The organism is Stappia taiwanensis, from assembly GCF_014635285.1.
Taxonomy (GTDB): Bacteria; Pseudomonadota; Alphaproteobacteria; order Rhizobiales; family Stappiaceae; genus Stappia; species Stappia taiwanensis.
In genome coordinates, this window is the sequence record NZ_BMCR01000003.1 from 252,588 (window position 1) to 276,336 (window position 23,749).

23 protein-coding genes are annotated in these 23,749 nt (G+C 66.7%); 8 read left to right on the forward strand and 15 right to left on the reverse strand.

Annotated features, from left to right (window positions below; genetic code table 11):
* Positions 1-15: 15 nt before the first annotated feature.
* Together IEV83_RS08540 and IEV83_RS08545 are read right to left on the reverse strand one after the other, a co-directional pair.
* Positions 16-960, reverse strand: coding sequence for a 2-hydroxyacid dehydrogenase (locus IEV83_RS08540; RefSeq protein ID WP_181760954.1), 945 nt, complete (start codon positions 958-960; stop codon positions 16-18).
* Between the two features lie 145 nt (positions 961-1,105).
* Positions 1,106-2,356: a DNA recombination protein RmuC gene (locus IEV83_RS08545; protein WP_181760953.1), complete on the reverse strand. Its 1,251-nt coding sequence runs from the start codon at positions 2,354-2,356 to the stop codon at positions 1,106-1,108.
* A gap of 122 nt (positions 2,357-2,478) precedes the next feature.
* On the opposite strand from IEV83_RS08545, the gene def reads away from it, so the two are divergent.
* The 4 genes from def (at position 2,479) to truA (ending at position 5,535) form a co-directional block, all read left to right on the forward strand.
* Entirely contained in the window at positions 2,479-3,000 is a 522-nt protein-coding gene (gene def, locus IEV83_RS08550) for a peptide deformylase (RefSeq protein ID WP_181760952.1), read from the forward strand.
* A gap of 104 nt (positions 3,001-3,104) precedes the next feature.
* Positions 3,105-4,064: a methionyl-tRNA formyltransferase gene (gene fmt, locus IEV83_RS08555; protein ID WP_181760951.1), complete on the forward strand. Its 960-nt coding sequence runs from the start codon at positions 3,105-3,107 to the stop codon at positions 4,062-4,064.
* 108 nt (positions 4,065-4,172) lie between these two features.
* Positions 4,173-4,700, forward strand: coding sequence for a GNAT family N-acetyltransferase (locus tag IEV83_RS08560; RefSeq protein WP_181760950.1), 528 nt, complete (start codon positions 4,173-4,175; stop codon positions 4,698-4,700).
* 22 nt (positions 4,701-4,722) lie between these two features.
* Positions 4,723-5,535 (forward strand): tRNA pseudouridine(38-40) synthase TruA, encoded by an 813-nt coding sequence (gene truA / locus IEV83_RS08565; protein WP_181760949.1) that lies wholly within the window; start codon positions 4,723-4,725, stop codon positions 5,533-5,535.
* On the opposite strand, the gene IEV83_RS08570 is transcribed toward truA, so the two are convergent.
* The 4 genes from IEV83_RS08570 to dapD form a co-directional block, all read right to left on the reverse strand.
* Positions 5,502-6,416, reverse strand: a complete 915-nt coding sequence (locus IEV83_RS08570) for a DUF2189 domain-containing protein (protein WP_181760948.1) — start codon at positions 6,414-6,416, stop codon at positions 5,502-5,504. The two genes, truA and IEV83_RS08570, sit on opposite strands and share 34 nt — an antisense overlap.
* 109 nt (positions 6,417-6,525) lie before the next feature.
* Positions 6,526-7,701, reverse strand: a complete 1,176-nt coding sequence (gene dapE, locus IEV83_RS08575) for a succinyl-diaminopimelate desuccinylase (RefSeq protein ID WP_181760947.1) — start codon at positions 7,699-7,701, stop codon at positions 6,526-6,528.
* 47 nt (positions 7,702-7,748) lie between these two features.
* Positions 7,749-8,174 carry a DUF805 domain-containing protein gene (locus tag IEV83_RS08580; RefSeq protein WP_181760946.1) on the reverse strand — a complete coding sequence of 142 codons (426 nt, stop codon included), beginning with the start codon at positions 8,172-8,174 and terminating at the stop codon, positions 7,749-7,751.
* A gap of 165 nt (positions 8,175-8,339) precedes the next feature.
* Entirely contained in the window at positions 8,340-9,200 is an 861-nt protein-coding gene (gene dapD / locus IEV83_RS08585; RefSeq protein ID WP_181760945.1) for a 2,3,4,5-tetrahydropyridine-2,6-dicarboxylate N-succinyltransferase, read from the reverse strand.
* Positions 9,201-9,531: 331 nt separating this feature from the next.
* On the opposite strand from dapD, the gene IEV83_RS08590 reads away from it, so the two are divergent.
* Positions 9,532-10,437 carry a DMT family transporter gene (locus IEV83_RS08590; RefSeq protein ID WP_181760944.1) on the forward strand — a complete coding sequence of 302 codons (906 nt, stop codon included), beginning with the start codon at positions 9,532-9,534 and terminating at the stop codon, positions 10,435-10,437.
* Between the two features lie 57 nt (positions 10,438-10,494).
* On the opposite strand, the gene IEV83_RS08595 is transcribed toward IEV83_RS08590, so the two are convergent.
* From IEV83_RS08595 to rpmH, 9 genes are all read right to left on the reverse strand, one after another.
* Entirely contained in the window at positions 10,495-11,019 is a 525-nt protein-coding gene (locus IEV83_RS08595) for a PhnA domain-containing protein (protein WP_181760943.1), read from the reverse strand.
* An 84-nt stretch (positions 11,020-11,103) separates the two neighbouring features.
* Positions 11,104-11,850, reverse strand: coding sequence for a pyrimidine 5'-nucleotidase (locus IEV83_RS08600; RefSeq protein WP_181760942.1), 747 nt, complete (start codon positions 11,848-11,850; stop codon positions 11,104-11,106).
* A complete protein-coding gene (argB, locus tag IEV83_RS08605) occupies positions 11,847-12,734 on the reverse strand; it encodes an acetylglutamate kinase (RefSeq protein ID WP_209003052.1) in 888 nt (295 codons plus the stop codon). The genes IEV83_RS08600 and argB overlap by 4 nt, the downstream gene beginning before the upstream one ends.
* A gap of 126 nt (positions 12,735-12,860) precedes the next feature.
* Entirely contained in the window at positions 12,861-15,107 is a 2,247-nt protein-coding gene (locus IEV83_RS08610) for a putative bifunctional diguanylate cyclase/phosphodiesterase (protein WP_181760941.1), read from the reverse strand.
* A gap of 171 nt (positions 15,108-15,278) precedes the next feature.
* A complete protein-coding gene (yihA, locus tag IEV83_RS08615) occupies positions 15,279-15,935 on the reverse strand; it encodes a ribosome biogenesis GTP-binding protein YihA/YsxC (protein ID WP_181760940.1) in 657 nt (218 codons plus the stop codon).
* A 77-nt stretch (positions 15,936-16,012) separates the two neighbouring features.
* Positions 16,013-16,660, reverse strand: a complete 648-nt coding sequence (locus tag IEV83_RS08620; protein WP_181760939.1) for a CatB-related O-acetyltransferase — start codon at positions 16,658-16,660, stop codon at positions 16,013-16,015.
* Positions 16,661-17,021: 361 nt separating this feature from the next.
* Positions 17,022-18,836, reverse strand: a complete 1,815-nt coding sequence (gene yidC / locus IEV83_RS08625; RefSeq protein WP_181760938.1) for a membrane protein insertase YidC — start codon at positions 18,834-18,836, stop codon at positions 17,022-17,024.
* A gap of 9 nt (positions 18,837-18,845) precedes the next feature.
* A complete protein-coding gene (gene rnpA / locus IEV83_RS08630; RefSeq protein WP_181761034.1) occupies positions 18,846-19,238 on the reverse strand; it encodes a ribonuclease P protein component in 393 nt (130 codons plus the stop codon).
* Positions 19,239-19,312: 74 nt separating this feature from the next.
* A complete protein-coding gene (rpmH, locus tag IEV83_RS08635) occupies positions 19,313-19,447 on the reverse strand; it encodes a 50S ribosomal protein L34 (RefSeq protein ID WP_067220180.1) in 135 nt (44 codons plus the stop codon).
* Positions 19,448-19,792: 345 nt separating this feature from the next.
* Between rpmH and IEV83_RS08640 the strand changes: the two genes are divergently transcribed.
* From IEV83_RS08640 to IEV83_RS08650, 3 genes are read left to right on the forward strand one after another with little or no spacing between them, the layout of a single operon-like run.
* Positions 19,793-20,653 (forward strand): TVP38/TMEM64 family protein, encoded by an 861-nt coding sequence (locus IEV83_RS08640; RefSeq protein ID WP_181760937.1) that lies wholly within the window; start codon positions 19,793-19,795, stop codon positions 20,651-20,653.
* A 46-nt stretch (positions 20,654-20,699) separates the two neighbouring features.
* Entirely contained in the window at positions 20,700-22,133 is a 1,434-nt protein-coding gene (locus tag IEV83_RS08645) for a dihydrolipoyl dehydrogenase family protein (protein WP_181760936.1), read from the forward strand.
* Between the two features lie 39 nt (positions 22,134-22,172).
* Positions 22,173-23,714, forward strand: coding sequence for an ATP-binding protein (locus IEV83_RS08650; protein WP_244628117.1), 1,542 nt, complete (start codon positions 22,173-22,175; stop codon positions 23,712-23,714).
* The last annotated feature ends 35 nt before the right edge of the window (positions 23,715-23,749 follow it).

A 23,749-nucleotide genomic window follows, 5' to 3' on the forward strand; every position in this document is an offset into this window, starting at 1 on the left:
CGCTTCGGGGAAGGTTCAGTAGCCGGCGGCCGGATCGACCACGTTGCGCAAGCCCCCTCCGGCCTCGAAACTGCGAATCTGCTCCTCGATGTAAAGAGAGAGCGCTTCGGGGTCGCTGTCGGCGGCCACATGCGGCGAAATTACCAGATTGGGCGCGTCCCACAGCGGGCTCGTCGCAGGCAAGGGTTCGGTCTCGAACACATCGAGGCTGGCGCCGGTCAAGGTGCCATCGCCAAGTGCCCGGGCAATATCCGCCTCCACCTGGCTGCCGCCGCGCCCGGCGTTGATGAACACCGGCCCGCCGAGCGCGCCGTCTCGCGCCAGACGCGACAGCAGCGCGTGGTCGACCAGATGGCGGGTCTCAGGCGTCAGTGGCAAGAGGTTGACCAGAATGTCGGTGCGTTCGAGGAAGGCGCCGAGTTCATCCGCACCGGCAAAGCTCTCGACCCCGTCGACCGCCTTGAGGCCGCGCGCCCAGCCGGCGACCTGAAAGCCGAGGCCGGCGAGCGCCTGCCCGGCCCGGGCGCCCAGAACGCCGAGGCCGAGAATGCCGACCCGCACCTCCCGCGCGCTCGGCTGCGGCAGCGGCGCCCAGTCGCGGGCGGCCTGCTGCGCCGTGTATTGGAGGTGCTGGCGATGGTGCAGCAGAACCTGGAACACCACCCATTCGCACATGCGCTCGGTCAGGTCCGGATCGACCACCCGGACAATCGGCACCTCGGGCATTTGCGGATCGCAGAGCAGGTGATCCACCCCGGCGCCAAGCGAGAAGATCGCCTTCAGATTGGGGCAGGCCCGCATCACCTCGGCCGGCGCCTTCCAGGCCAGCACATAGTCAACCTCCGCGAGATCGTCCGTCCTGTCGGGCCAGATCTGGATGTCGCGGTCGGGGAAGCGCTGACGCATCCGCTCGGCCCAGCGTTCGGAAGACCAGCCTGCGGTGGCGATCAACAGCAACATGGTGAACTCCTGCCGTAATTAGGGGAGGGGAAGACGGGTGACTGGAAGACGTGCCGGAACCGGCGCTCCAGGTCCGGAGCCGGACCGTCACTCTTGTTAGCCTGTTCGCGCGCTGGTGGTAAAGCGGCCATTGCCGCGTTCCGGATCAGCTCTCCGTGGGCATGGGCGCTGGCCCAGCGGCGGCGCCGTCCATCTCGCGCGCCTCCATCCCGGGCGTTGCTTCAGCCGTTGCCGTTGCCGTTGCCGTGGGCCGGGCGGGGGCTGTGGCGGTGGGCGGGGCCAGATCGAGCTCGCCAATCGCCTGGCCGCGCTTGCCGATCTTGTCGGTGGAGATCAGGATCTGGTCGATATCCTTCGCCGCCTGGCCGAAATGGCTGTGCAGCTTGCGCACCCGCCCGTCGAGCCTTGTGACGTCTTCCACCAGATGCGCCACCTGCGCCTGGATCAGATGGGCCTCCTCGCGCATCCGCGCATCGCGCAGCACCGATTGCACCACCTGGATCGACAGGGCAAGCAGGGAGGGGGAGACGATCACCACCCGGATCCGGTGCGCCCGCTGCACCAGATCGGGGAACTGCTCGTGCAATTCGGCGAAGATGCTTTCCGAGGGCACGAACATGAAGGCCGTGTCCTGGGTCTCGCCGGGGATCAGGTAGCGTTCCTTGATGTCGATCAGATGCTTGGCGATGTCGCGCCGGAACTGCGCCCGGGCCGGCTTTTGCGCCTCGGGCGTGTCCGCCGCGCGGATCAGGTTGTAAGCCTCCAGCGGAAACTTGGCGTCGACCACCAGCGGCGGCGCGCCGTTCGGCATGGTGATCAGGCAATCCGGCCGGGCGTTGCTGGAAAGCGTCGCCTGAAACGCATAGGCCCCGCTGGGCAGTGCGTCCTGGACGATCGCTTCCATCCGCCCCTGACCGAAGGCGCCGCGCGTCTGCTTGTCGCTGAGGATCGATTGCAGCGCGCCGACCTGCCCGCTGAGATCGGCGATGGTGCGCTGGGCCCGGTCGATCACCGCCAGCCGTTCATGCAGGTGGCGCAGGCCGTCATGGGTGCGCCGGCTCGTTTCCGCCATCGACTGGCCGAGCTTGTGGCTCATGCCGTCGAGCCGGTCGTTGACGGCACGCATCAGGTCGCCCTGGCGCGAGCCGAACACCTCGGCCATGGTCTGCATCCGCCCAGTCATTTCCGACTGCACCTTCAGGAGATCGGCGATCCGCGCTTCCAGCTCGCGCGCCTGTTCCGCCGCCTGCCATTCCGCCCGCCGCCGCGCCGCCGCCTGCCGGAACGCCAGCAAGAGCAGCGCCAGCAGCAGGCACAGGACAAGGCCGGCGCCCGCTGCCACGGCCGTGCCGGTGTCGATGGGGCGGTCCCCGAGGGTGAACAGAATCGATGACATGGAAACAAATATAGAACATTTGCCGGCGCCGCAAAACGCTTGGACGTATTTCCTTGGCGGAATCCGGGCCGTGCGCCATTGCGCGCGTTGACGTCGGCGCTGGCATCCCATATCTCACCGGCATGACAAAACGAGACATTCTGATCCTCCCGGACGCGGAACTGCGCCGGGTCAGCGAACCGGTTGCCACGGTCGACGACGGCATTCGCCAACTGGCCGACGACATGCTGGAAACCATGTATGCGGCGCCGGGCATTGGCCTTGCGGCGATCCAGATCGGCGAGCCCAAGCGGATGCTCGTGATGGATGTCGCCCGCGAGGGTGAGGAGGCGCAGCCGATGGTGGTGGTGAATCCGGAGATCGTCTGGAGTTCGCCGGAGCTGTCGGTCTATCAGGAGGGCTGCCTGTCGATCCCCGAATACTACGAGGACGTGGAGCGTCCGGCGCGGATCAAGGTCACCTTCCTCGACCGGGAGGGCAAGTCTTGCGAGTTGGAGGCCGACGGCCTGCTGGCCACCTGCCTGCAACATGAGATCGACCATCTCAACGGTGTGCTGTTCATCGATCATATCTCCAAGCTGAAGCGGGACCGGGTGATGAAGAAGTTCACCAAACAGGCCCGCCTCAACGCCAAGGCGCTCTGACCGGAGCGCACCGACGGGGCGCCATGATCGGCGCCGCGCGCACCATCCCATGACACGAAAACCGCCCGCCGCCGCGATGGCGCGGGTGCCCGAGAAGGAAGATCATGAGCCTGCGGATCGTCTTCATGGGAACGCCGGATTTCGCCGTTCCGACCCTGATGGAAATCGTCGGCCAGGGCCATGACGTGGTGGCCTGTTACACCCAGCCGCCGCGCAAGGCCGGCCGGGGCATGGCCGAGCGCAAGTCGGCGGTGCATCAGGCGGCGGAAACCCTCGGCATCGATGTCTTCACGCCGCTGAGCCTGAAGTCGGAAGAAGAGCAGGCCCGCTTCGCCGAGCTGCGGCCGGATGTGGCGGTGGTGGTGGCCTATGGCCTCTTGTTGCCGCTGGAGATCCTGGAGACGCCGACCCATGGCTGCGTCAATCTTCATGCCTCTCTGCTGCCGCGCTGGCGCGGCGCCGCGCCGATCAACCGGGCGATCATGGCCGGCGACGCGGAAACCGGCGTGGAAGTGATGCGCATGGAGGAGGGGCTGGACACCGGCCCGGTCTACATGGCCGAGCGGATCGCCATTGGCGACACCATGACGGCGGGCGAGTTGCACGACCGGCTCGCCGCGCTTGGCGGTGATCTGATGGTGCGGGCGCTCGCCGCCCTGTCGCGCGGCGCGCTGGCACCGACGCCGCAAGCAGCGGAGGGCGTCACCTACGCCCGCAAGATCGACAAGGGCGAAACCCGCGTCGACTGGACCCGCCCGGCCGGTGAGGTGCACAATCACATTCGCGGCCTGTCGCCCTTTCCCGGTGCCTGGTGCGAGATGGAGCTTGGCGGCAAGCGTGAGCGGGTCAAGCTGCTGCGCAGCGCCCTGGAAACCGGCATCGCGGTGCCGGCGGGCACCCTGCCTGGCACGGTTCTTTCCGCCGATGCGGCGGAGGGCGTCGTCATTGCCTGCGGGTCTGGCGCGCTGCGTCTTGTCCAGTTGCAGCGGGCGGGGCGCAAGCCGATGGCGGTGGCCGAGTTTCAGCGCGGCGCGCAGCTCGCCGCCGGCGATCTGGTGCACTGAGGGGGCGGCGTCCGGTAAATCGGCGCGACAGTTTTGCATCGACGGCGCGGTGTTCCTTTGCTACCCAGCGTCTCAGCCACAGAGCCAATAACAACGGACAAGACCTTCATGACCGGGACCGCGACGCCTCTTTCCATTCGTGCCGTCCTGCCGGCGGACGAAGGGGATATCGCCGAACTGATCGCCGCGGCCTTCGGTCAGCCCGATGAGGCGCATCTGGTGCGCGAGCTGCGCGCCTGCGGTGCGCTGGTGCTGGAGCGGGTCGCCTGCGATCCCTCCGGACAGATCGTCGGCCATGTGGCGTTTTCCCGGGTGACCGGCGCTGGCCAGGGGCACAGGCTGGAGATTTCCTGTCTCGCCCCGGTCTCGGTCTGGCCGAACCTGCAGAAGCAGGGCATCGGCAGTGCCCTGATCCGCGCCGCGCTCGACGATCTGCGCGCCGCTGGCGAGGATCTGGTGCTGGTGCTCGGGCCACCCGCCTACTACCCCCGTTTCGGCTTCGATCCGGTGCTGGCGCGTAAGGTCAGCGCCCCTTATGCCGGTGATGCCTTCCAGGCGCTGGCGCTGACGCCCGCCGCCCGCGACGGGCTGCCGGTCGAGGTGACCTTCGCCACGCCCTTCGAGGCCTTCGAATAGCGATCCTGCGAGCGTTCAGACCATGCCCCGCTACAAGCTGACGGTGGAATATGACGGCCGCCCCTTCGTGGGCTGGCAGCGCCAGGACAATGGCCCGTCGGTGCAAGCGGTGATCGAACGCGCCATCTTCCGCTTCTGCGGCGAGACGGTGACCATCGGCGGCGCCGGGCGGACCGATTCCGGCGTGCATGCCCTTGGCCAGGTCGCCCATATGGATCTTGCCCGCGACTGGCCGGCGGAAAAGGCGCTGGGCGCGCTGAACTTCCATTGCCAGCCGGATCCGGTGGCGATTTTGTCTTGCGAGCGCATGGAGGAGGGGTTCGATGCCCGCTTCTCGGCGATCCGCCGTCACTATCGCTATCGCATCGTCAACCGCGTGCCGCCGCTCACCCATGAACTGGGGCTCGCCTGGCACGTGAAGAACCCACTCGATGCCGAGGCGATGCACGAAGCGGCACAGGCCTTCGTCGGCCACCACGACTTCACCACCTTCCGCCACTCGCGCTGCCAGGCAAAGAGCCCGGTGAAGACGCTGGAGGCGTTCCGCGTCTACCGCGAGGGCGATCTGGTGATCGCCGAATGCAGCTCCCGCTCCTTCCTGCACAATCAGGTGCGCTCGATGGTCGGCACCCTGCGTCTCGTCGGCGAGGGACGCTGGAGCCCGGCGGATGTGACAAAGGCGCTGGCGGCGCGCGACCGGCGCGCCTGCGGTCCGGTGGCGCCGGCGGACGGGCTCTATCTCACCGCCGTCGACTATCGCTCCGCCGAGGAAGACCGCGCGGCGCGCGCGGCCTATCTCGCTCAGTCGGCGCCGGACGGGGCGGCATCTGAGTGAGCCGCCCTGCCTGAACGCGGCCCCGCTTCCGCCGTGTCGGCCGGCACCAGCCGGCGGTAGAGATGCCAGGTGGCATGGCCAAGGATCGGCAGGGTCACCACCAGCCCGACGAAGAACGGCAGCATCGAAATCAGCAGCGTCACGGTGATGATCAGCGCCCAGCCGATCATCGGTACCGGGCTCGTCACCACCGAGCGCACGCTGGTGATCATCGCGGTGATGAAATCCACCTCCCGGTCGAGCAGCATCGGGAAGGACACCACCGTCAGCGAGAACAGCACCACGGACAGCGCCGCGCCGATCACGTTGCCGACCAGCAGGAACATCAGCCCCTCCGGCGTGGTCACCACCACCTCAAGGAAGGCGGGGAAGCTGGCGAAGGACTGGAAGCCGAGGAACAGCGCCAGCAGCAGGCGCACCTGATACATCCACATGATCTGCACGAACAGCACCACGAAGGCCATCCAGGCCAGCTCCCGGCGGCGCTGCTCCCAGATCACGCCAAGGACACCGGACCAGTCGAGCCGTTGCCCCGTCTCAAGGCGCCGGCTCACCTCGTAGAGCCCGACGGCGACGAACGGGCCGATCAGGCCGAAGCCGACCGCCAGCGGATAGCTGAGGTAGCTCATGTTCAGCGCCGAGGCGCTCAGAAGCACGATGATGCCGCCAAGGGCATAGACCCCGCCGAAGAACAGCCCATAGACCGGTGCGCGGCGAAAGTCGCGCATGCCGAGCCCGAGCGCATCGACGATCTCGTTGAAGGTGATCCTGTTGACCCGGGTTGGGTCGGGGCGCCGGGACGGTGCCGGCGAGGGGGAAGAAGAGGCGGGCGTCTGTCCGCCGCCCGGGTCTCTGGGGGTGTTGCTGTCACTGACGGCCATTCGTTCTCCTCCGAGTTTTTTCTCGTTTGGAGGAAGAATGGCACCTGCCGGCCGGTTCGACCAGTGGCGTGTCTTCGGCAGCGTCTTGCGGATGGGTCGGTGCGGGCGCTCAGCCCGCCGGGAAATAGGTCTCGAGGAAGCGGCGGTAGATCGCCGCCAGCCGGTCGAGTTCATCGAGCGGCACCCGCTCGTCCACCTGATGCATGGTCTGGCCGACAAGGCCGAACTCCACCACCGGGCAATGGTTCTTGATGAACCGGGCATCGGAGGTGCCGCCGCCGGTGGAGAGCTCCGGGCGCTTGCCGGTTTCCGCCTCGACCGCATCGGCGAGCGTGTCGATCAGCGCCGCGTCATGGGTGAGGAAACTCTCGCTGGCATCGCTCTTGAAGGTGAGCGACCAGTCGCAGGAAAGGCCCGGCACCCCCTCAAGCGCCGCCTCGATGCGCGCGCGCAAACTGTCCAGCGTCCACTGGTCGTTGAAGCGGATGTTGAACCGGGCTTCTGCCTGGCGGGGGATGACGTTGAAGGCGGTGTTGCCCACATCCACCGAGGTGATTTCCAGATTGGACGGCTGGAAGCGCTCGTTGCCGGCATCGAGCGACAGCCCGGTCAGCGCGCCGACCAGCGCCATCAGATCGGGCACCGGGTTCTTGGCCAGGTGCGGATAGGCCACGTGCCCCTGCACCCCGGTTACCGTCACCGTGCCGGAGAGCGAGCCGCGCCGGCCGACCTTGATGGCATCGCCGAGCGCGTTCGGATTGGTCGGTTCGCCGACGATGCAGGCGTCGAACCGGTGCCCTTCGGCCCGTGCCCAGTCGAGCAGCTTGACCGTGCCGTTGATCGCCGGACCTTCCTCATCGCCGGTGATCAGCAGCGAGACCGTGCCCGGCAGATCGCCGCCTTGGCTGGCGAGGAAGTCGATGGCCGCGGCGGCGAAGGCGGCGATGCCCCCCTTCATGTCGACGGCGCCGCGCCCGTAAAGAATGCCGTCGTCAACCGTTCCGGCGAAGGGATCGTGCCGCCAGGCGGCACTGTCGCCGGCCGGCACCACATCCGTATGGCCGGCGAAGACGAAATGCGGTGCGCCGCTGCCGATGGTGGCGAACAGATTGTCGATATCCGGCGTTCCGGGCTCGGAAAACACCACCCGCGAGACGGTGAAGCCGGCGGCCTCCAGCCGCTCCTGCAACAGCGTCAGGGCGCCGCCTTCCGCCGGGGTGACGGAGGGGCAGCGCAACAGATCGCGGGCAAGCGCTGCGGCGGGCGACAGGGAAGAGGCGGTCATCGGCGGTCCTTGCGGAACGGGAGGAGGAAAGGGCAGGCGCGGACGGGTTACGTCGGCCGTTGCCAGCGGCTGTTCGGGCCGGGGCCATAGGCGTTCGGCCCCGGCGTGCCGGGCAGGAAGCCAAGGGCGATGATGAACAGGATGTTGAACAGTGGCACGAACACCAAGATTGCCAGGAAGCCGGTCAGTCCCCTGTCCTGCAACCGCTTGATCACCAGCGCCAGTTCGACCCACTGCAGGGCCAGCAGCATGAACGGCATCAGCGGGTTGGAATCGACGAAATCGGCCAGGTCGACCTGGGTCACGCCGGCGTCGAAATCGAGGGTCTGAAGCCAGATGCTGAGGGGAATGGCGAACAGGGCCCACACCAGTCCGAAGGCCAGCCAATAGGGCTCGCGCGAGATCCGGCCGATCGGGTTGAAGAACAGCCAGAGCGGTCCGTGGGGACCGGGGTGGGGTTGGGGAGCGGACATGGAGGCCTTTGTGTCGGCGCGGTCAAGGAGATGAGGGGGAAGTAGGCAATGGCGGCGCGACAATCAAGCCGCGCCGCCAGAAGCACCGTCAGATGCGCCGTTTGTTTTCGGGCGGCGGCGCCGGCGCGCCGCAGTCCCTTTCGATGAGATCGGCGCCGGGGTGGCTCAGTCCCGCAGGAGATCGTTGATCGAGGTCTTGGAGCGGGTCTTCTCATCGACGCGCTTGACGATCACCGCGCAGTAAAGGCCCGGTCCCGGCTCGCCATTGGCCATCGGCTTGCCCGGCATGGTGCCGGCGACCACCACCGAATAGGCCGGCACTTCGCCGTAGAAGATCTCGCCGGTCGCCCGGTCGACGATCTTGGTCGATTGGCCGATGAAGACACCCATGCCGAGAACCGCGCCCTCGCGCACGATGCAGCCTTCCACCACTTCGGAGCGGGCGCCGATGAAGCAGTTGTCCTCGATGATCACCGGGCCGGCCTGCAAGGGCTCCAGCACGCCGCCAATGCCGACGCCGCCGGACAGATGCACGTTCTTGCCGATCTGGGCGCAGGAGCCGACCGTCACCCAGGTATCGACCATGGTGCCCTCGTCGACGTAAGCGCCAAGGTTGACGAAGGACGGCATCAGGATGACGTTCTTGGCGATATGCGCCGAGCGGCGGACGATTGCGCCCGGCACCGCGCGGAAGCCCGCGTCCTCGAAGTCGATGCCGCGCCAGCCGTCGAACTTGGAGGGCACCTTGTCCCACCAGGAGGCATCGCCCGGCGCGCCGCTGATGGTTTCCATCGGATTGAGGCGGAAGGACAACAGCACCGCCTTCTTGAGCCACTGGTTGACCACCCAATTGCCGTCGGCGCCTTTTTCCGCCACCCGCGCATGACCGCGATCAAGCAGGGTAAGCGCGGCGTTCACCGCGTCACGGACCTCGCCCGTCGTATGTGTGTCGATCGAGGCACGGTCCTCGAAGGCGGCGTCGATGGTGGCAGCCAGCTTCGCCTGGTCGAGATTGGCGTGGTTCATGCGCGGGAAACTCCAGAAGGGATCGAAAGAAAAGGTCCGGGCGACCTAAGCCGGGGGACGGATTGAAGTCAAGGCCGCCACCTTGCGTTGACGGGGAGCGTATGTCGACACGAAAACAGGGAGGGCGAGTAGCGGTTGGCCAAAGAAAAGGCCGGCAAGCGAGGGGAAAGCAACCGGGAGGCGACAGCAGGGCCAATTGGCGTTATGACAGGCGCCCCCACCCGAGACCGGCCATGTGGTGCCGGCTCCTTTTCCACTCCCGCCTGCCTGTCGCCGACACCATCCGTGCCGGTGGGCTCGTCTTTCGTTCACCCCGCCTGCCGGAGCCTCCATGTCTCTCTGGATTCCGATTACCATCTTCGCCGCATTCTGCCAGAACCTGCGCTCGGCCCTGCAAAAGCACCTGAAGGGCAAGCTCGGCACCACCGGCGCCACCTTCGTGCGGTTCGGCTACGGCTTTCCCTTCGCGCTTCTTTATCTGGCGGTGCTGCATTTCGGCCTGGGGTATGCGCTGCCGGAGGCAAGTGGCACCTTCCTGATCGCCGGTGCGCTTGGCGGCGTGGCGCAGATCCTTGCCACCTTCCTGCTGGTGCACCTTTTCTCCTTCAGCAATTTCGTGGTCGGCACGGCCTATTCCAAGACCGAGCCGGTGCAGGCGGCGATCTTCGGACTGGTTCTCCTGGGGGAGACGATCACCCCGGCCGCGGGTGTGGCCATCGTCATCGGCGTTGGCGGCGTGGTGCTGATTTCCCTCTCCGGGGCTCGGGTCGGGCCGTCGGCGCTCCTGAGCGCGTTGACCGGCCGTCCGGCGCTGATCGGACTTGCCTCGGCGGCCTTCTTCGGCATTTCCGCCGTGTGCTACCGCGCCGCGTCACTGTCGCTCGGCGGGCCGAATTTCATGATGCAGGCGGCGGCGACCCTGGCCTTCGTCACCCTGTTCCAGACCGCGGCGATGGTCGGGTGGATGGCTTGGCGCGAGCCGGACCAGCTCAAGGCGAGCGTTGTCCACTGGCGCTCGGCGATCTGGGTCGGGCTCGTTGGCATCGCCGGGTCGGCCGGCTGGTTCACGGCGATGACGCTGGAAAAGGTCGCCTATGTGCGGGCCCTCGGGCAGATCGAACTGGTGTTCACCTTCCTGGCGTCCTGGCTGGTGTTCCGCGAGACGGTGCGCCCGCGCGAGGCGCTCGGCACGGTGCTGATCGCCTCGGGCATCGTTCTTCTGCTGCTGGGCCGTTAGGGACATGGCACGCCCCGCACAAGGCGGGGCGCGCGTTGCGCGATCAGGCGGTGGCCGTCAGGCCTTTTTCACGAATTGCGTGAGAATGACGATGCGCTGTCCCTCGACGCGGCCTTCGATCTGCGCCGCGTTGTCGGGCACCAGCGCGATCTTGCGCACGGCGGTGCCGCGCTTGGCGGTGAAGCCCGCGCCCTTCACGGCAAGATCCTTGATCAGGGTCACAGTGTCGCCGGCGGCGAGCACCGCGCCGTTGCAATCCACATGCACGATCGCGTCTTCCGCGTCCTCATTGGCAAGGCCGGCCTCGGCCCAGCTCAAGACGTCCGGCTCCAGATAGGCGATGTCGAGCACGTCCCGCGCCCAGGGCGCCTCGGGCAGGCCCTTGAGCAGGCGATAGGCCAGCACCTGAACCGCCGGCTCGGTGCTCCAGATCGCCTCGTTGAGGCACTGCCAGTGCGGGCCGTCCGTCGGGCCTTCCTCCAGCCCGGTGCGGCAGGTCTGGCACAGCATCACCGTGTCCGGCCGGGGAGAGACCTCATAGGCGGTGGCATCTTCGGAATTGCAAAGGGCGCAGTGCGACATCGGTCGTCCAATCGATAAGAAGGCGTATGAGAAGAGGGCTTGGGCATACGCTCCGGCCCGGCAGCGCGATGAGGAGCGGTCAGGTCAGGAGTTTATGGCGCCGAGGACGGCGGTCAGGAAGCCCTTAAGATCGTCGGTGACGAAGTCCACATGCGGGGCATTGGCGCCTTCCAGCTCCCAATCCTCGCGAAACACCTCGCGGGTGCCATCTGGAACCAGCAGCACCGAGCGCATTCCCAGCCGGTGCGGCACCACCAGATTGCGCGACAGATCCTCGAACATCGCCGCGCGCGCTGGCGCCGCGCCGGTGCGCGCCAGGAACTTGCGGTAGGTTTCAAGGTTCGGCTTGGGCATCAGGCCGGCGGCGACAATGTCGAAGATATCGTCGAAATGATCGGCGATGCCGAGGCGGGCGGCGGTGCGTTCCGCATGTGGCCGGTCGCCGTTGGTGAAGATGTACTTGCGGCCGGGCAGCCGGCCGATCGCCTCACCGAGCGCCGGGTTGGGCTCCAGCGGCGTGTAGTCGATGTCGTGCACATAGGCCAGGAACGCGTCCGGATCCATCTTGTACTCGATCATCAACCCGCGCAGGGTGGTGCCGTATTTCTTGTAGAAGGCCTTCTGCTTGACCCGCGCCTCATCGGGCGACAGATCCAGATGCTTGGCGACGAACCGGGAAATCCGCTCATCGATCTGCGAGAACAGGGCCGATGTTGCCGGATAGAGCGTGTTGTCCAGGTCGAACACCCAGGCCTCGACGCCCTTGAAGGCCCGCAGATCGTGCTGATGGGCGTGCCGCCCCTCGCGCGGCAGGGTGGGCTCCTCGGTCATGGGCGCAGCAGGGTTCCGGCGCCCTGATCGGTGAACAGCTCCAGCAGCACCGCATGGGGCACCTTGCCGTTGAGGATCACGACCCCTTCGACGCCCCGCTCCAGCGCCTCGATGCAGGTTTCCACCTTGGGGATCATGCCGCCGGAGATGGTGCCATTGGCGATCAGGTCGCGGGCCTGGCCGACGGTCAGTTCCTTGATCAGCTTGCCGTCGGCATCGAGCACGCCCGGCACATCGGTCAGGAACAACAGCCGCTTGGCGTCGAGCGAGCCGGCAATGGCCCCCGCAAAGGTGTCGGCGTTGATGTTGTAGGTCTCGCCATCGCGGCCGGGCGCCACCGGGGCGACCACCGGAATCAGCTCTTCCTTCATCACCAGTTGCAGCACGGTCGGGTTGACCGCGCTCGGTTCGCCGACGAAGCCGAGATCGAGCACCTCTTCGATCGCCGAATTGGGATCGCGGATGGTCCGGTGCAGCTTTTCCGCGGTGACCAGGTTGCCGTCCTTGCCGCACAGGCCGATGGCCTTGCCGCCAGCGGTGTTGATCAGATGCACCACTTCCTTGTTGATGGCGCCGGCCAGCACCATCTCCACCACCTCCACGGTGGCCTTGTCGGTCACGCGCAGACCGTTCTTGAACTCGCTGCGGATGCCGAGCCGATCCAGCATGGAGCCAATCTGCGGTCCGCCGCCATGCACCACCACCGGCAGGACGCCGGCAAGGCGCAGCAGGGTGATGTCGCGGGCAAAGGCCTGTCCGAGATCCGCATCGCCCATGGCGTGGCCGCCATACTTCACCACCACGACTTTCTCGTTGTAGCGCAGCATGTAGGGCAACGCCTTGGCGATAACCTGGGCGGGGTTGATCGGGGCGGCTTCGGTCATGGCGAGGTCTTAGATCCCGGAAATGGAGAAACGGGCGGGTGGGGGCACGAACGGGCGCGGCCCTTCCAAATGAGCAAGACGCGCTCTATATCGCGTTTTCCCTTATGGCTCAATCATGCTCGCCGGTCATCCGGCATTGGCGTGGGGCATCGCCCCGCCCGTGTGCCGCCGCGTGATCATGGCGTCGGTCTTCTCCATCAGCTGAGGAAACTGTTCGGCCGACACCGGCCGGGAGAAGTGGAACCCTTGCATGTCGTCGCAACCGACCAGCGACAGGAAGTGTTGCTGCTCGTCCGTCTCGATGCCCTCGGCGGTGACCTTGAGGCCGAGATCCACCGCCAGCTTGACGATGGCATGGGTCACCGTGTTGTGATCGATGCTGTTGCCGAGGCCGCGCACGAACTGCCGGTCGACCTTGATCCGGTCGATGGCGAATTGCAGCAGGTGGTTCAGCGAGCCGAAACCGGTGCCGAAATCGTCAAGCGCCACGGAGATGCCCAGACGCTTCAGCGCCTTCAGCACTTCGGGCAGGTCACCGAGCGGCGTCAGCAGCACGTCCTCGGTGACTTCCAGCTCCAGATTGGCGCCCCGGAAACCGGTCTTGTCGAGGATCGCCTGAACCCGGTTGACCAGTCGGGGGTCGCGCACCTGTCCGGTGAACAGGTTGACCGAGAGGCGGAAGTCCCGTTTGCGGGCCTCGACCCAGGGCAGGGCGGCCCGACAGGCGGTCTCCAGCACCCAGTATCCCACGTCGACCGAATGCCGGCCCGAATCGAGCGCCGCCAGAAAGGCACTGGGCAGCAGCCGGCCGCGTTCGGGATGGTTCCAGCGCAAGAGGGCCTCCGCGCCGATGATCCGCTGGTCGGCGATGCGCACGATGGGCTGGTAGGTGAGGTCGAATTGTCCGTCGTGAAACGCCTCGCTCAGCTCCCGCGCCAGGGTGTTGCGCGAATCGGCCTGACGCCGCATGCGCGGCTGAAACGCCATGTGCCGTCCGCGCCCTCTGGCCTTGGCCTCATAAAGGGCGAGATCCGCGTTGCCCATGATCTGGCTGAACGAGCCGCCGTCGTCCGGCAGCACGGCGATGCCGAGACAGCTGCCGCATTCGATGACATCGTGCTGGGCCTCGAACGGGCGCGCGATCGCCTGAAGCAGCATGGCCGCATATTCATCCACCGCCCCGCCGCGCGACAGGCTCGGGTCGAGCACGGCGAATTCATCGCCACCAAGCCGGGCGACCACCGCCTCCGGCCCGGTGCATTCGGTCAGGCGCCGGGCCACCTCGACCAAAAGGTCATCGCCGGTGGAATGGCCGTAGGTGTCGTTGACCCGCTTGAAATGGTCGATATCGAGCAGAAACACGGTGGCGGTGGCCCCGGTTTCTTCCCAGGCGCGGAAGGCGTCGGCGATCCGTGCCTCGAAGGTGGGGCGGTTGGCGACCCCGGTGAGCGCGTCGTGATGGGCCATGTGCTCCACCTCGCGCCGGGTCCGTTCCTCCTCGGTGACATCGCGGGCGGTGCCCCGATAGCCGAGAAAGGTGCCGTCCTGGGCAAATACCGGTTTGCCGCTGATCATGGTGACCCGTTCCGTCTCGCCATCGCGCCAGCGATAGCGCAGGTCGCGGAACGGTTCATGCGCCTCCAGCAGCGCCTTGTGGCGTGCCCAGAAGGCGGGACCTTCCGTTTCCGCCGAGGGGCCCTCCCAGCGGGTGGTGCCCAGCATCTCGCCGGAAGGCATGCCGGTGCCGATGCTCCTGCGGGAAATGTAGGAGAAGCGGAACTCCTCGTCCTGTTCCCAGATCCAGTCCGAGGCGATATCGAGATAGTCGCGCCAGCGCGCATCCCGCTGGCGGCCTTCCAGCACCCGCACGGTCAGCGCGGTCAGGGACTCCAGCAGCGCGTGCTCGTCAGGCGTCAGCCCCTGCGGTCGCACGGCCCGGTCGATCACGCACAGGGTGCCGATCGCATGACCGTCGTTGAGGTGGATCGGAAAGCCGGCGTAGAACCGGTGGCCGCTGTCCATGTCCACATGGGGGAGCCTGGCAAAGCGCGGATCGGTGCGAAGATCGGTGACGATCAGCGGTGCGCCGTTGCGGTAGGCCGTGCCGCAGACCGAAGTCGCGGCCGGCGTTTGCACCGTGTCGCTGCCAACGGCGGCCAGCACATGCAGCACCTCGCCCTGGGCGAAGGTGATGAAGGCCTTTTCGCAGGCGGTCAGATGGGCGGCGGTGCGGACGATGTGATCGAGATCGGCATCCGGACCGTCGTCGACCAGCCCGAAACCGGCAAGGTCGGTGCGTGCGACCGCCCGTCCATGCTCCGGAAAAACGCCGGTCGCCCCAGGCTCGCCCGATCCTTTTCCAGTCTGTCGCATACGCCTTTCCGCTCCTCGTTGCCCGTGAGCATGACGTGGATAGATTTATGCCCTGTTAAAAATGACGAGATTCGGTGATTTCGTCCAACTGGAATCGGTGAATTCGTTGCGGAGGTGGTATGAATTGGTTTCCTTTTGAAGGAAAATTCATGAATTCGACAGTATAGCGGCCTACATCGTGCCGATTGTGTTGATCTCGGCGCGGATTTCCGCAATGCCGATCCCCTTTTCCGAAGAGGTTTCGATCACAAACGGGTGAGCCGCGGGGCGTTTGGCAATCTTCTCCAGGGTTGCCTCACGCATGCGGGCCGCCTGCGGAACCTTGATCTTGTCGATCTTGGTCAGGACGATCTGGTAGTTGACGGCGGCCCGGTCCAGCAGGCCCATCACCTCGGTATCGTTGTCCTTGATGCCATGCCGGCTGTCGATCAGCACGAACACCCGGCGCAGCCGGGCGCGGCCGCGCAGGTAGGAAAACACCAGGTCGGTCCAGGCATCGACCAGGGATTTCGGGGCCTGGGCATAGCCATAGCCGGGCATGTCGACCAGTGCCACCGGGCTCTCGGGCGCGCCGAAATAGTTCAGCATTTGCGTCCGGCCCGGCGTGTTGGAGGTGCGGGCGAGGCCCTTCACCCCAGTGATGGCGTTGATGAGGCTCGATTTGCCCACATTCGACCGGCCGGCGAAGGCGACCTCGACCAGATCGTCCGGCGGCAGCTGCTCAAGCTGGGCGACGCTGGTGACAAAGCCCCAGGGGCGGCGGAACAACAGCCGTCCGGCCTCGATCTGTTCGGCTTTCTGGCGGTCGGTTTCACTGGTTTCGGTCATGCTGCGTTCCGTTGCGCGCCCGGCAGGGCTAGGGCATGTGCGGGCCATGCCGGGGCGTCTGAAGTAGGGGCTGGACGCTACGACAGGCCGGATGCCTGGCGCAACCGGTCGAGATCCGCCCCGCGAATGGCATCGAGGTGACGGCTGACCTTTTCAGCCGGCCAACTCCACCAGGCGATGGCCAGCAGGGTGTCGACCGTGTCCGTGTCGAAGCGGTATCGCACAATGCGCGCGGGGTTTCCAGCAACGACCGCATAGGGCGGCACATCGGCGGCAACGGTGCTCCCCGCACCGATGATCGCCCCGTCGCCGATGGTCACGCCCGGCATCACCAGCGCATCGCGGCCCAGCCAGACGTCATTGCCGACAATGGTATCTCCGCGCAGGCCTTCGCTGATGGAGGTAAAGTCGAATCCCTCCTCCCAGCCTCCGCCGAAGATGTTGAACGGGTAGGTGGAAAACCCGCCCATCGCATGGTTCGCCCCGTTCATGATGAAGCGCACGCCGGTGGCCAGCGCGCAATAGCGGCCGATCACCAGCCGGTCGCCGATGAAATCGAAATGGTAGAGCACGTTGCGCTCCTCGAACCGGTCGGCGTGCTCGGGGTCGTGATAGTAGGTGTAGTCGCCGACCTCGATCGAGGGACGGGAGACGACGGCCTTGAGAAAGACCGTGTGCGGCTCCCCGGCAAAGGGGTAACGCGTGTTGGGGTTGGGGCCATGCATGGTGCGGTCCTGACGGCTTGGACGGTCCGTCCCCGGCGCGTGCTGCGGGCCCGGGAAGGGCGGACGACATCTGACGCCGCGCGCCGGGCAGTTTCAAAGCCGGGCGGGCGCCGCGAAACGGGGAAGGCCGGCGCGCCGGGCCGGGCAGGGGCTCCGGCGGCGCGGGCAGGGGCGGGAAAGCGCCCTCAGGCTGTCCTGATCATCGGCCTTCCTCCGGCTCGATCCGTCATGGGGCCGTCAAGATGGCGCCGGCGCGCCCGTATCGCAAGTCCCTTGCGCGCCGAGCCGTGCGGCGGAGCCATGAAAAAAGCCCCGCGCCGGGGCGCGAGGCTTTTGTGCAACAGGTAAGGGGCGTGCTGGATCAGTCGGACTTTTCCGGCGTCGCCTTCTTGCGCGAGAAGGTGTTTCGCAGGTTGTCCCAGAGCTCCACCTTCACCCCCTGCCGGCGCATGATCACATACTGCTGGCTGATCGACAGGAAGTTGTTCCAGGCCCAGTAGATCACCAGTCCGGCGGGGAAAGAGGCCAGCATGAAGGTGAACAGCACCGGCATCCAGGTGAAGATCATCTGCTGGGTCGGGTCCGGCGGGGCCGGGTTCATCTTCATCTGCACGAACATGGTGATGCCCATGATCAGCGGCCAGACGCCGAGCATCAGCATCTGCGGCGGATCCCAGGGGATCAGGCCGAACAGGTTGAACAGCGACGTGGGATCGGGTGCGGAAAGGTCCTGAATCCAGCCGAAGAACGGCGCATGCCGCATCTCGATGGTGACGAACAGCACCTTGTAGAGCGCGAAGAAGACCGGGATCTGCACCAGCACCGGCAGACAGCCGGCCAGCGGGTTGATCTTCTCCTTCTTGTACAGCTCCATCAGCGCTTGCTGCTGCTTCTGCTTGTCGTCCTTGTAGCGATCACGGATTTCCGTCATCTGCGGCTGCACGAGCTTCATCTTGCTCATGGAGACGTAGGACTTGTTGGCCAGCGGGAAGAACACGGTCTTGATGGCGACCGTGACGATCAGGATGGCGACACCGAAGTTGCCGACCAGACGGAACAGCCAGTCGATGGCGAAGAACAGCGGCTTGGTGAGGAAGTAGAACCAGCCCCAGTCGATCAGCAGCTCGAACTGCTCGATGCCGAGGTCTTCCTCATAGGCGTCGATCGTCGCCGTTTCCTTCGCACCGGCAAACAGGTGGGATGTGGTCGTCGCTTCCGCACCCGGGGCGACCTTCAGGGCGCCGCCGAGGAAATCGGTCTGGAAGTTGTCGCTCGCCGGCGAATAGGAGAACTGCGGCTGGAAGGCTTCGCCCTGGGTCGGGACAAGCGCGGCGGCCCAGTACTTGTCGGTGATGCCGAGCCAGCCGTTTTCCACCTGGTCGGGGCGGATCTTCTTGGCTTCCTGCAGATCGTCGTAGTCGATCTCGCTGAGGCCCTTGTCGCCGAAGACGCCGATCAGCCCCTCATGCAGGATGTAGAAGCCGGCGGTCTGCGGAATGCCGGTGCGGGCGATCAAGCCGTAGGGGTAAAGCTGCAGGTCGGCGTCGGTGCCGTTGATGACGCCCTGCTCGATCTTGAACATGTAGTTCTCATCGATCGAGATCGTGCGCTTGAAGGTCAGGCCGGCGCCATTGTCCCAGCTCAGCACCAGCGGCGTGTCCGGGGTCAGCACCGCGCCTTCGGGAGCCTGCCAGACCGTCGCCGCATCGGGAAGCGCCACATCGGTGCCCGGATCGGCTGCGAAACCGAAGTCGGCGTAATAGGGGGCGGGGCTGCCCTTCGGCGAGAACAGGACGATGGTTGGGCTGTCCGGGTCGACCGTCTCGCGGTAGTCCTTCAGCCGCAGATCGTCGATGCGACCGCCGGTCAGGTTGATGGAGCCGGACACCCGCGGGGTTTCGATCTTGACGCGCGGCGCGGCGGTGAGCGCCGCCTCGCGGTTGACCGCCTGGCCTGCCGTACCGCCAGCGCTGGGGGCGGCGGCGCCTCCGGCAGCGGGCGCGGAGCTGCCGGGCTGCGGCACTGCGCTCTCGCCGGTCGTGCCCTGCAGGGCGGCCTGCTGCTCGGCGGCTTCGCGCTGCCGCTCGATCTGCGGCTGGGCGATGAAGAATTGCCATCCCAACAGGACGATCAGGGACAGAACGATAGCCAGGATCGTATTACGGTTGTCAGCCATGATTGGCGGTCACCCTTGGTTTTTCGGGACGGTTGGGGATTTCGCCTTGTTCGGGCGCGGCCGCGGGCCGCGACGATGGCGATGGGAAGGATCGGGTGTCAGGCGCGGCTTGGCGAGGCAGTCGGCAAGGTCATTCACCAGCGAGGTGAACTCCTGCGACAAGGCTCCGCGCCGGCCGATCAGCACATAATCCGTTCCGGCGCGGGCATTCTCGCTCGCAGCGCGGATGGCGGCGCGCAATCGCCGCTTGATTCGATTCCGCTCCACCGCGTTGCCCGTTTTCTTGGTCACGGTGTAGCCGACATGTGGCTCGCGGCCGCTTTCGGCGGCCTGAAGCACGAATCCACGCCGCGGGCTCCGGCCACCTTTCGCGGTGGCCAGGAACTCGGAGCGCTTCTTCATGGTCGGTAAGGTCTTGCTCGGCGGTTGATTGGGCACGGTCAGAAACCTCCGCCGTTCAACCGGCGCCAGACGCGTCAGGCGCTGAGGCGCTTGCGGCCCTTGGCGCGGCGACGGGCGAGAACCTGACGGCCGTTCTTGGTTGCCATGCGGCTGCGAAAGCCGTGACGGCGCTTGCGGACGAGGCGGCTCGGCTGGTAAGTGCGCTTCATTGTCTTCTTCTCCACGCGCTAAGGGCGCGTGGCCCTGATTGTCGAATTGTTTGCTGGACGATGACCGCATGTCTTTGGGACATACGGCTCCCGTGGGCGCCGCAATAATCAGCACGACCCGGTTTCGGGGGCTTATACGGGGCCGGTGCAGCGAAGTCAACGAGAAGCGGCGGCAGCATTTCGGTTGTTTTGCGCAAAAGACCCTCGTGAGCGCTGTCACGGGGCGGTGAGGGGCGGAACCCGCGCCATCAATTCCCGGTGAAACTGCCCACATTCCCGTTTTGCTCACCTAGATTGCGGGAAATGGGCCGGTAAACAGGTGCCGGCGCACGCAAGCAAAAGGCGATGGATGTGGATGCTCAGGGAAGCCGAGTGGAGGAGGGTGCGGTGAAGGTGGATGGCGCACCGGGCGGCGCGAATGGAAGTGGGGACAATGGTCTTCGGGCAGGGGAAACCACCGCGCCCGGGCGCCTGCGCCGCTGGGGGCCGCTTGTCACCCTTCTGGCGCTACTGGGCCTTGGCTATCTGCTCGGTTGGCATGAGCATCTCACCCTCTCCAATCTGATCCGCGAGCGCTTCGTTCTTGCGGACTTCGTATCGGCGAACATGGCACTTGCCGCCCTGATCTACATGGCGATCTATGTGGTGGCGGTCGCCGCGTCCTTCCCCGGCGCCTCGCTGCTCACCATCATCGGCGGCTTCCTGTTCGGCTGGCTGGTCGCCGGCAGCCTGACGGCGGTGTCCGCGACCCTTGGCGCCATGTTGATCTTCCTGGCCGCGCGCAGTTCGCTCGGCTCCGCTCTGGCCGCCAAGGCCGGCCCGTCCATCAACCGTCTGGCCAAGGGCTTTCGCGAGGATGCCTTCCACTATCTGCTGTTTCTGCGGCTGGCGCCGGTCTTCCCCTTCTGGCTGGTGAATATCGCGCCGGCGCTGTTCGACATGCGGCTGAAGCCCTATCTCATCGCCACCTTTCTCGGCATTCTGCCCGGCACCTTCGCCTATGCCTTCGTCGGCGCCGGTCTCGACAGTGTCATCATGGCGCAGGAACAGGCCAATCCAGGTTGCGCCGCCGCCGGCACCTGCGCCATCGAGTTGTCGGCCCTTGTGACCAGGGAGGTGATTCTGGCCTTCGCCGCGCTCGGGGTGGTCGCGCTTGTTCCGGTCGCCGTGCGCAAGTGGCGCGCCCGCCGCCGTGCCGGCGCATGACGCGCGCAACCCTTGAGGCCTCCCGCCCTCAGATGGAGCCTGTCCCATGTCCCGCAACCTGACCCCGGATATTTGTGTGATCGGCGCCGGCTCCGGCGGTCTTTCGGTTGCCGCCGCCGCTGCTGCCTTCGGCGTCGAAGTGGTGCTGGTGGAAAAGGGAGCGATGGGCGGCGATTGCCTGAACTACGGCTGCGTGCCCTCCAAGGCGCTGATCGCCGCCGGCAAGGCGGCCCATCACGCCCGCACCAGTTCTCCCTTCGGCGTCCATGCCCAAGGGGTCTCGGTCGATTTCCAGCGGGTGCACGATCATGTTCACGAGGTGATCGCCGCCATTGCCCCGCATGATTCGGCGGAGCGGTTCGAATCGCTCGGCGTGACGGTGATCAAGGCCACGGCGCAATTCGTCGACGGGCGTACCCTTGTCGCCGGCGACACCCGCATCCGTGCCCGCCGCTTCGTCATTGCCACCGGCTCCTCGCCGGCGCTGCCGCCGATTCCCGGCCTCGACCAGGTGCCCAGCCTCACCAACGAGACGATCTTCGACCTGACCGCCTGCCCGGAACACCTGATCGTCATCGGCGCCGGGCCGATCGGGCTGGAACTGGCCCAGGCCCATCGCCGGCTGGGGGCCCGGGTCACGGTGATCGAGGCGGAAACGGCGCTGGCGAAGGAGGATCCGGAGCTGGCGGCTGAGGTGGCGGCGCAAATCCGCGCCGAAGGGGTGGAGCTCTTGGAGGGCGCGCGGGTCGGTGAGGTTGCGGCAGCGGACGGGAGCGGCATCCGGGTGCGTGTCAGCGACGCGGCGGGAGAGCGCTGGGTGAGCGGCTCGCATCTCTTGGTGGCCACCGGGCGCCGGCCGAACACCAAGGGGCTGGGGCTCGATGCCGCCGGCGTTGCCCATGGGCGGGGCGGCATTACCGTTGGCGCCGACCTTCGGACCAAGAACCGCCGGATCTATGCCATTGGCGATGTCGCCGGCGGGCTGCAATTCACCCATGTCGCCGGCTATCACGCCGGGATCGTCATTCGCGCGCTGCTGTTTCGCCTGCCGGCCCGGCAAAACCCCGATATCCTGCCCCGGGTCACCTACACCGATCCGGAATTCGGTCATGTGGGGCTGTCCCGGGCGGAGGCGGAGGCGCGCTTTGGCGCGGGTCGGGTGCGGCAGGTCAGTGTGCCGTTTTCCGACAATGACCGGGCGCAGGCGGAGCGCCGGACCCTTGGCGAGGTCCGGCTGATCGTCGGCCCGCGCGGGCGGCTGGTCGGAGCGGACGTGCTTGGTGCCTCCGCCGGCGAGATCGTCAACCTGTTGTCGCTGGCCATTTCCAGCGGGTTGAAGGTCCGGGATCTGGCCAGTTTCGTCTCTCCCTATCCCTCCTTGTCCGAAGCGGTTCGCCGCGCGGCGATTTCCCTTTATGCTGGTGTTCCTGAAAACCCGTGGCTTCGCCGTCTCGTTCGTTTCCTTGCCCGATTCGGGTAAGGCGCACGGCGGCGGAGCCGAGCGGAAGGACGGCAGAGTTTGAACGCCGACGACACGACAGGCGCGCCGCGTCCGGCCATCCCGTCGCCCGCGCCCGAGGCCGCCAATCCGGAGCCCGCAAGCCCGGAGCCCGCCAGTGCGGGCCCGCTCCGGTCGGAAACCGCCGGGGGGCGGGGGCGCTGGGGCGGCCTGTCGGGGCGGCTGCTTGCGCTCACCGTGCTGTTCGTGATGCTGAGCGAAGTGCTGATCTTCGTGCCTTCGGTCGCCAATTTCCGCAACACTTGGCTGAACGACAAGCTGACCATCGCCGGTGTCGCCGCCAGCGTGCTGGTCGAGGTCGACATGGTCGCGCCGGAGGTGCAGGCGGAGTTGTTGCGGGCCACCGGCGCCGTGGCCATCGCCCTTGACGGCGGGGGGCGCCGCCGGCTGATCGCCATGTCCGAGGCGCCCGGCGAGGTCCGGCGGCTGATCGACATGGGGCAGATGACGCCGGCCCGGGCGATTGCCGAGAGCTTCCGCACCCTTCTGGGCGGCGGCGGCGGGCTGGTGCGGGTGGTCGGTCCCGCGCAGATGGGGCTGGGCGGGCGTGTGGATATCGTCCTGCCGCTCGATCTCTTGCGCGACGCGATGCTGGCCTTTTCCGTGCGGATTCTGGCGTTGTCCTTGGTGATTTCGGTGATCACCGCCACGCTGGTCTACCTGTCGCTGCGCTGGCTGCTGGTGCGGCCGATGCAGCGCCTGACCCGGTCGATGGCGCGGTTTCAGGAGCAGCCGGAGGATGTCGCCCGGGTGATCGCTCCCTCCGGCCGCGCCGATGAGATGGGCGATGCGGAGCGGCGTCTGGCGGAGATGCAGCGCACCCTCGCCGGCACCTTGCAGCATCAGAAGCGGCTGGCCGACCTTGGCCTGGCGGTTTCCAAGATCAACCACGATCTGCGCAATCTCCTGGCCGCCGCCCAGCTTTTTTCCGAGCGGCTGGAGCAGGTGGCCGATCCGACGGTGCAGCGGCTGGCGCCGAAGATCATCGCCACCCTCGACCGGGCGGTGGCCTACACCCGCTCCGTGCTGGCCTATGGCAGCGCGCGGGAGGCGCCGTTGAAGCGCCGGCTGGTGCGGCTCGCCATGGTGGTGGGGGATGTACGCGAGGTGCTGCATCTGTCCACCGGCGATGCGGTCAGTTTCGAGAACCGGGTGCCGGACGGCATGGAGATCGATGCCGACCCGGAGCAGATCTTCCGCATCCTGATGAATCTGTGCCGCAACGCCGCCCAGGCCATGACGGCGAATGGCGGGCCGGAGGTGGTGCGCCGGATCACCGTGGAGGCCGCCCGCGCCGGCGATGTGGTGGAGATTCGCATCAAGGATACCGGCCCGGGCATTCCCCCGGTGCTGCGCGGCAAGCTGTTCCAGCCCTTTCAGTCCTCGGCCAAATCGGGCGGCACCGGTCTCGGGCTGGCGATCACCGCGGAGCTGGTGCGGGCCCATGGCGGCAGCATCCGCCTTGTGGAGGGGGAGGGGCCGGGGGCGCAGTTCGAAATCCGCATTCCCGATCGCGAGCAGGGCGATGCGCGCAAGCCGTAGCGGGAGGTTCGGTTATCAACAGGCAAGGTGCGATG

Excerpts from the sequence above, each read along its gene's own strand:
- IEV83_RS08540 (WP_181760954.1), bottom strand. The coding sequence starts at position 960 with ATGTTGCTGTTGATCGCCACCGCAGGCTGGTCTTCCGAACGCTGGGCC.
- IEV83_RS08545 (WP_181760953.1), bottom strand. The coding sequence starts at position 2,356 with ATGTCATCGATTCTGTTCACCCTCGGGGACCGCCCCATCGACACCGGC.
- def (WP_181760952.1), top strand. The coding sequence starts at position 2,479 with ATGACAAAACGAGACATTCTGATCCTCCCGGACGCGGAACTGCGCCGG.
- fmt (WP_181760951.1), top strand. The coding sequence starts at position 3,105 with ATGAGCCTGCGGATCGTCTTCATGGGAACGCCGGATTTCGCCGTTCCG.
- IEV83_RS08560 (WP_181760950.1), top strand. The coding sequence starts at position 4,173 with ATGACCGGGACCGCGACGCCTCTTTCCATTCGTGCCGTCCTGCCGGCG.
- truA (WP_181760949.1), top strand. The coding sequence starts at position 4,723 with ATGCCCCGCTACAAGCTGACGGTGGAATATGACGGCCGCCCCTTCGTG.
- IEV83_RS08570 (WP_181760948.1), bottom strand. The coding sequence starts at position 6,416 with ATGGCCGTCAGTGACAGCAACACCCCCAGAGACCCGGGCGGCGGACAG.
- dapE (WP_181760947.1), bottom strand. The coding sequence starts at position 7,701 with ATGACCGCCTCTTCCCTGTCGCCCGCCGCAGCGCTTGCCCGCGATCTG.
- IEV83_RS08580 (WP_181760946.1), bottom strand. The coding sequence starts at position 8,174 with ATGTCCGCTCCCCAACCCCACCCCGGTCCCCACGGACCGCTCTGGCTG.
- dapD (WP_181760945.1), bottom strand. The coding sequence starts at position 9,200 with ATGAACCACGCCAATCTCGACCAGGCGAAGCTGGCTGCCACCATCGAC.
- IEV83_RS08590 (WP_181760944.1), top strand. The coding sequence starts at position 9,532 with ATGTCTCTCTGGATTCCGATTACCATCTTCGCCGCATTCTGCCAGAAC.
- IEV83_RS08595 (WP_181760943.1), bottom strand. The coding sequence starts at position 11,019 with ATGTCGCACTGCGCCCTTTGCAATTCCGAAGATGCCACCGCCTATGAG.
- IEV83_RS08600 (WP_181760942.1), bottom strand. The coding sequence starts at position 11,850 with ATGACCGAGGAGCCCACCCTGCCGCGCGAGGGGCGGCACGCCCATCAG.
- argB (WP_209003052.1), bottom strand. The coding sequence starts at position 12,734 with ATGACCGAAGCCGCCCCGATCAACCCCGCCCAGGTTATCGCCAAGGCG.
- IEV83_RS08610 (WP_181760941.1), bottom strand. The coding sequence starts at position 15,107 with ATGCGACAGACTGGAAAAGGATCGGGCGAGCCTGGGGCGACCGGCGTT.
- yihA (WP_181760940.1), bottom strand. The coding sequence starts at position 15,935 with ATGACCGAAACCAGTGAAACCGACCGCCAGAAAGCCGAACAGATCGAG.
- IEV83_RS08620 (WP_181760939.1), bottom strand. The coding sequence starts at position 16,660 with ATGCATGGCCCCAACCCCAACACGCGTTACCCCTTTGCCGGGGAGCCG.
- yidC (WP_181760938.1), bottom strand. The coding sequence starts at position 18,836 with ATGGCTGACAACCGTAATACGATCCTGGCTATCGTTCTGTCCCTGATC.
- rnpA (WP_181761034.1), bottom strand. The coding sequence starts at position 19,238 with ATGAAGAAGCGCTCCGAGTTCCTGGCCACCGCGAAAGGTGGCCGGAGC.
- rpmH (WP_067220180.1), bottom strand. The coding sequence starts at position 19,447 with ATGAAGCGCACTTACCAGCCGAGCCGCCTCGTCCGCAAGCGCCGTCAC.
- IEV83_RS08640 (WP_181760937.1), top strand. The coding sequence starts at position 19,793 with ATGGATGTGGATGCTCAGGGAAGCCGAGTGGAGGAGGGTGCGGTGAAG.
- IEV83_RS08645 (WP_181760936.1), top strand. The coding sequence starts at position 20,700 with ATGTCCCGCAACCTGACCCCGGATATTTGTGTGATCGGCGCCGGCTCC.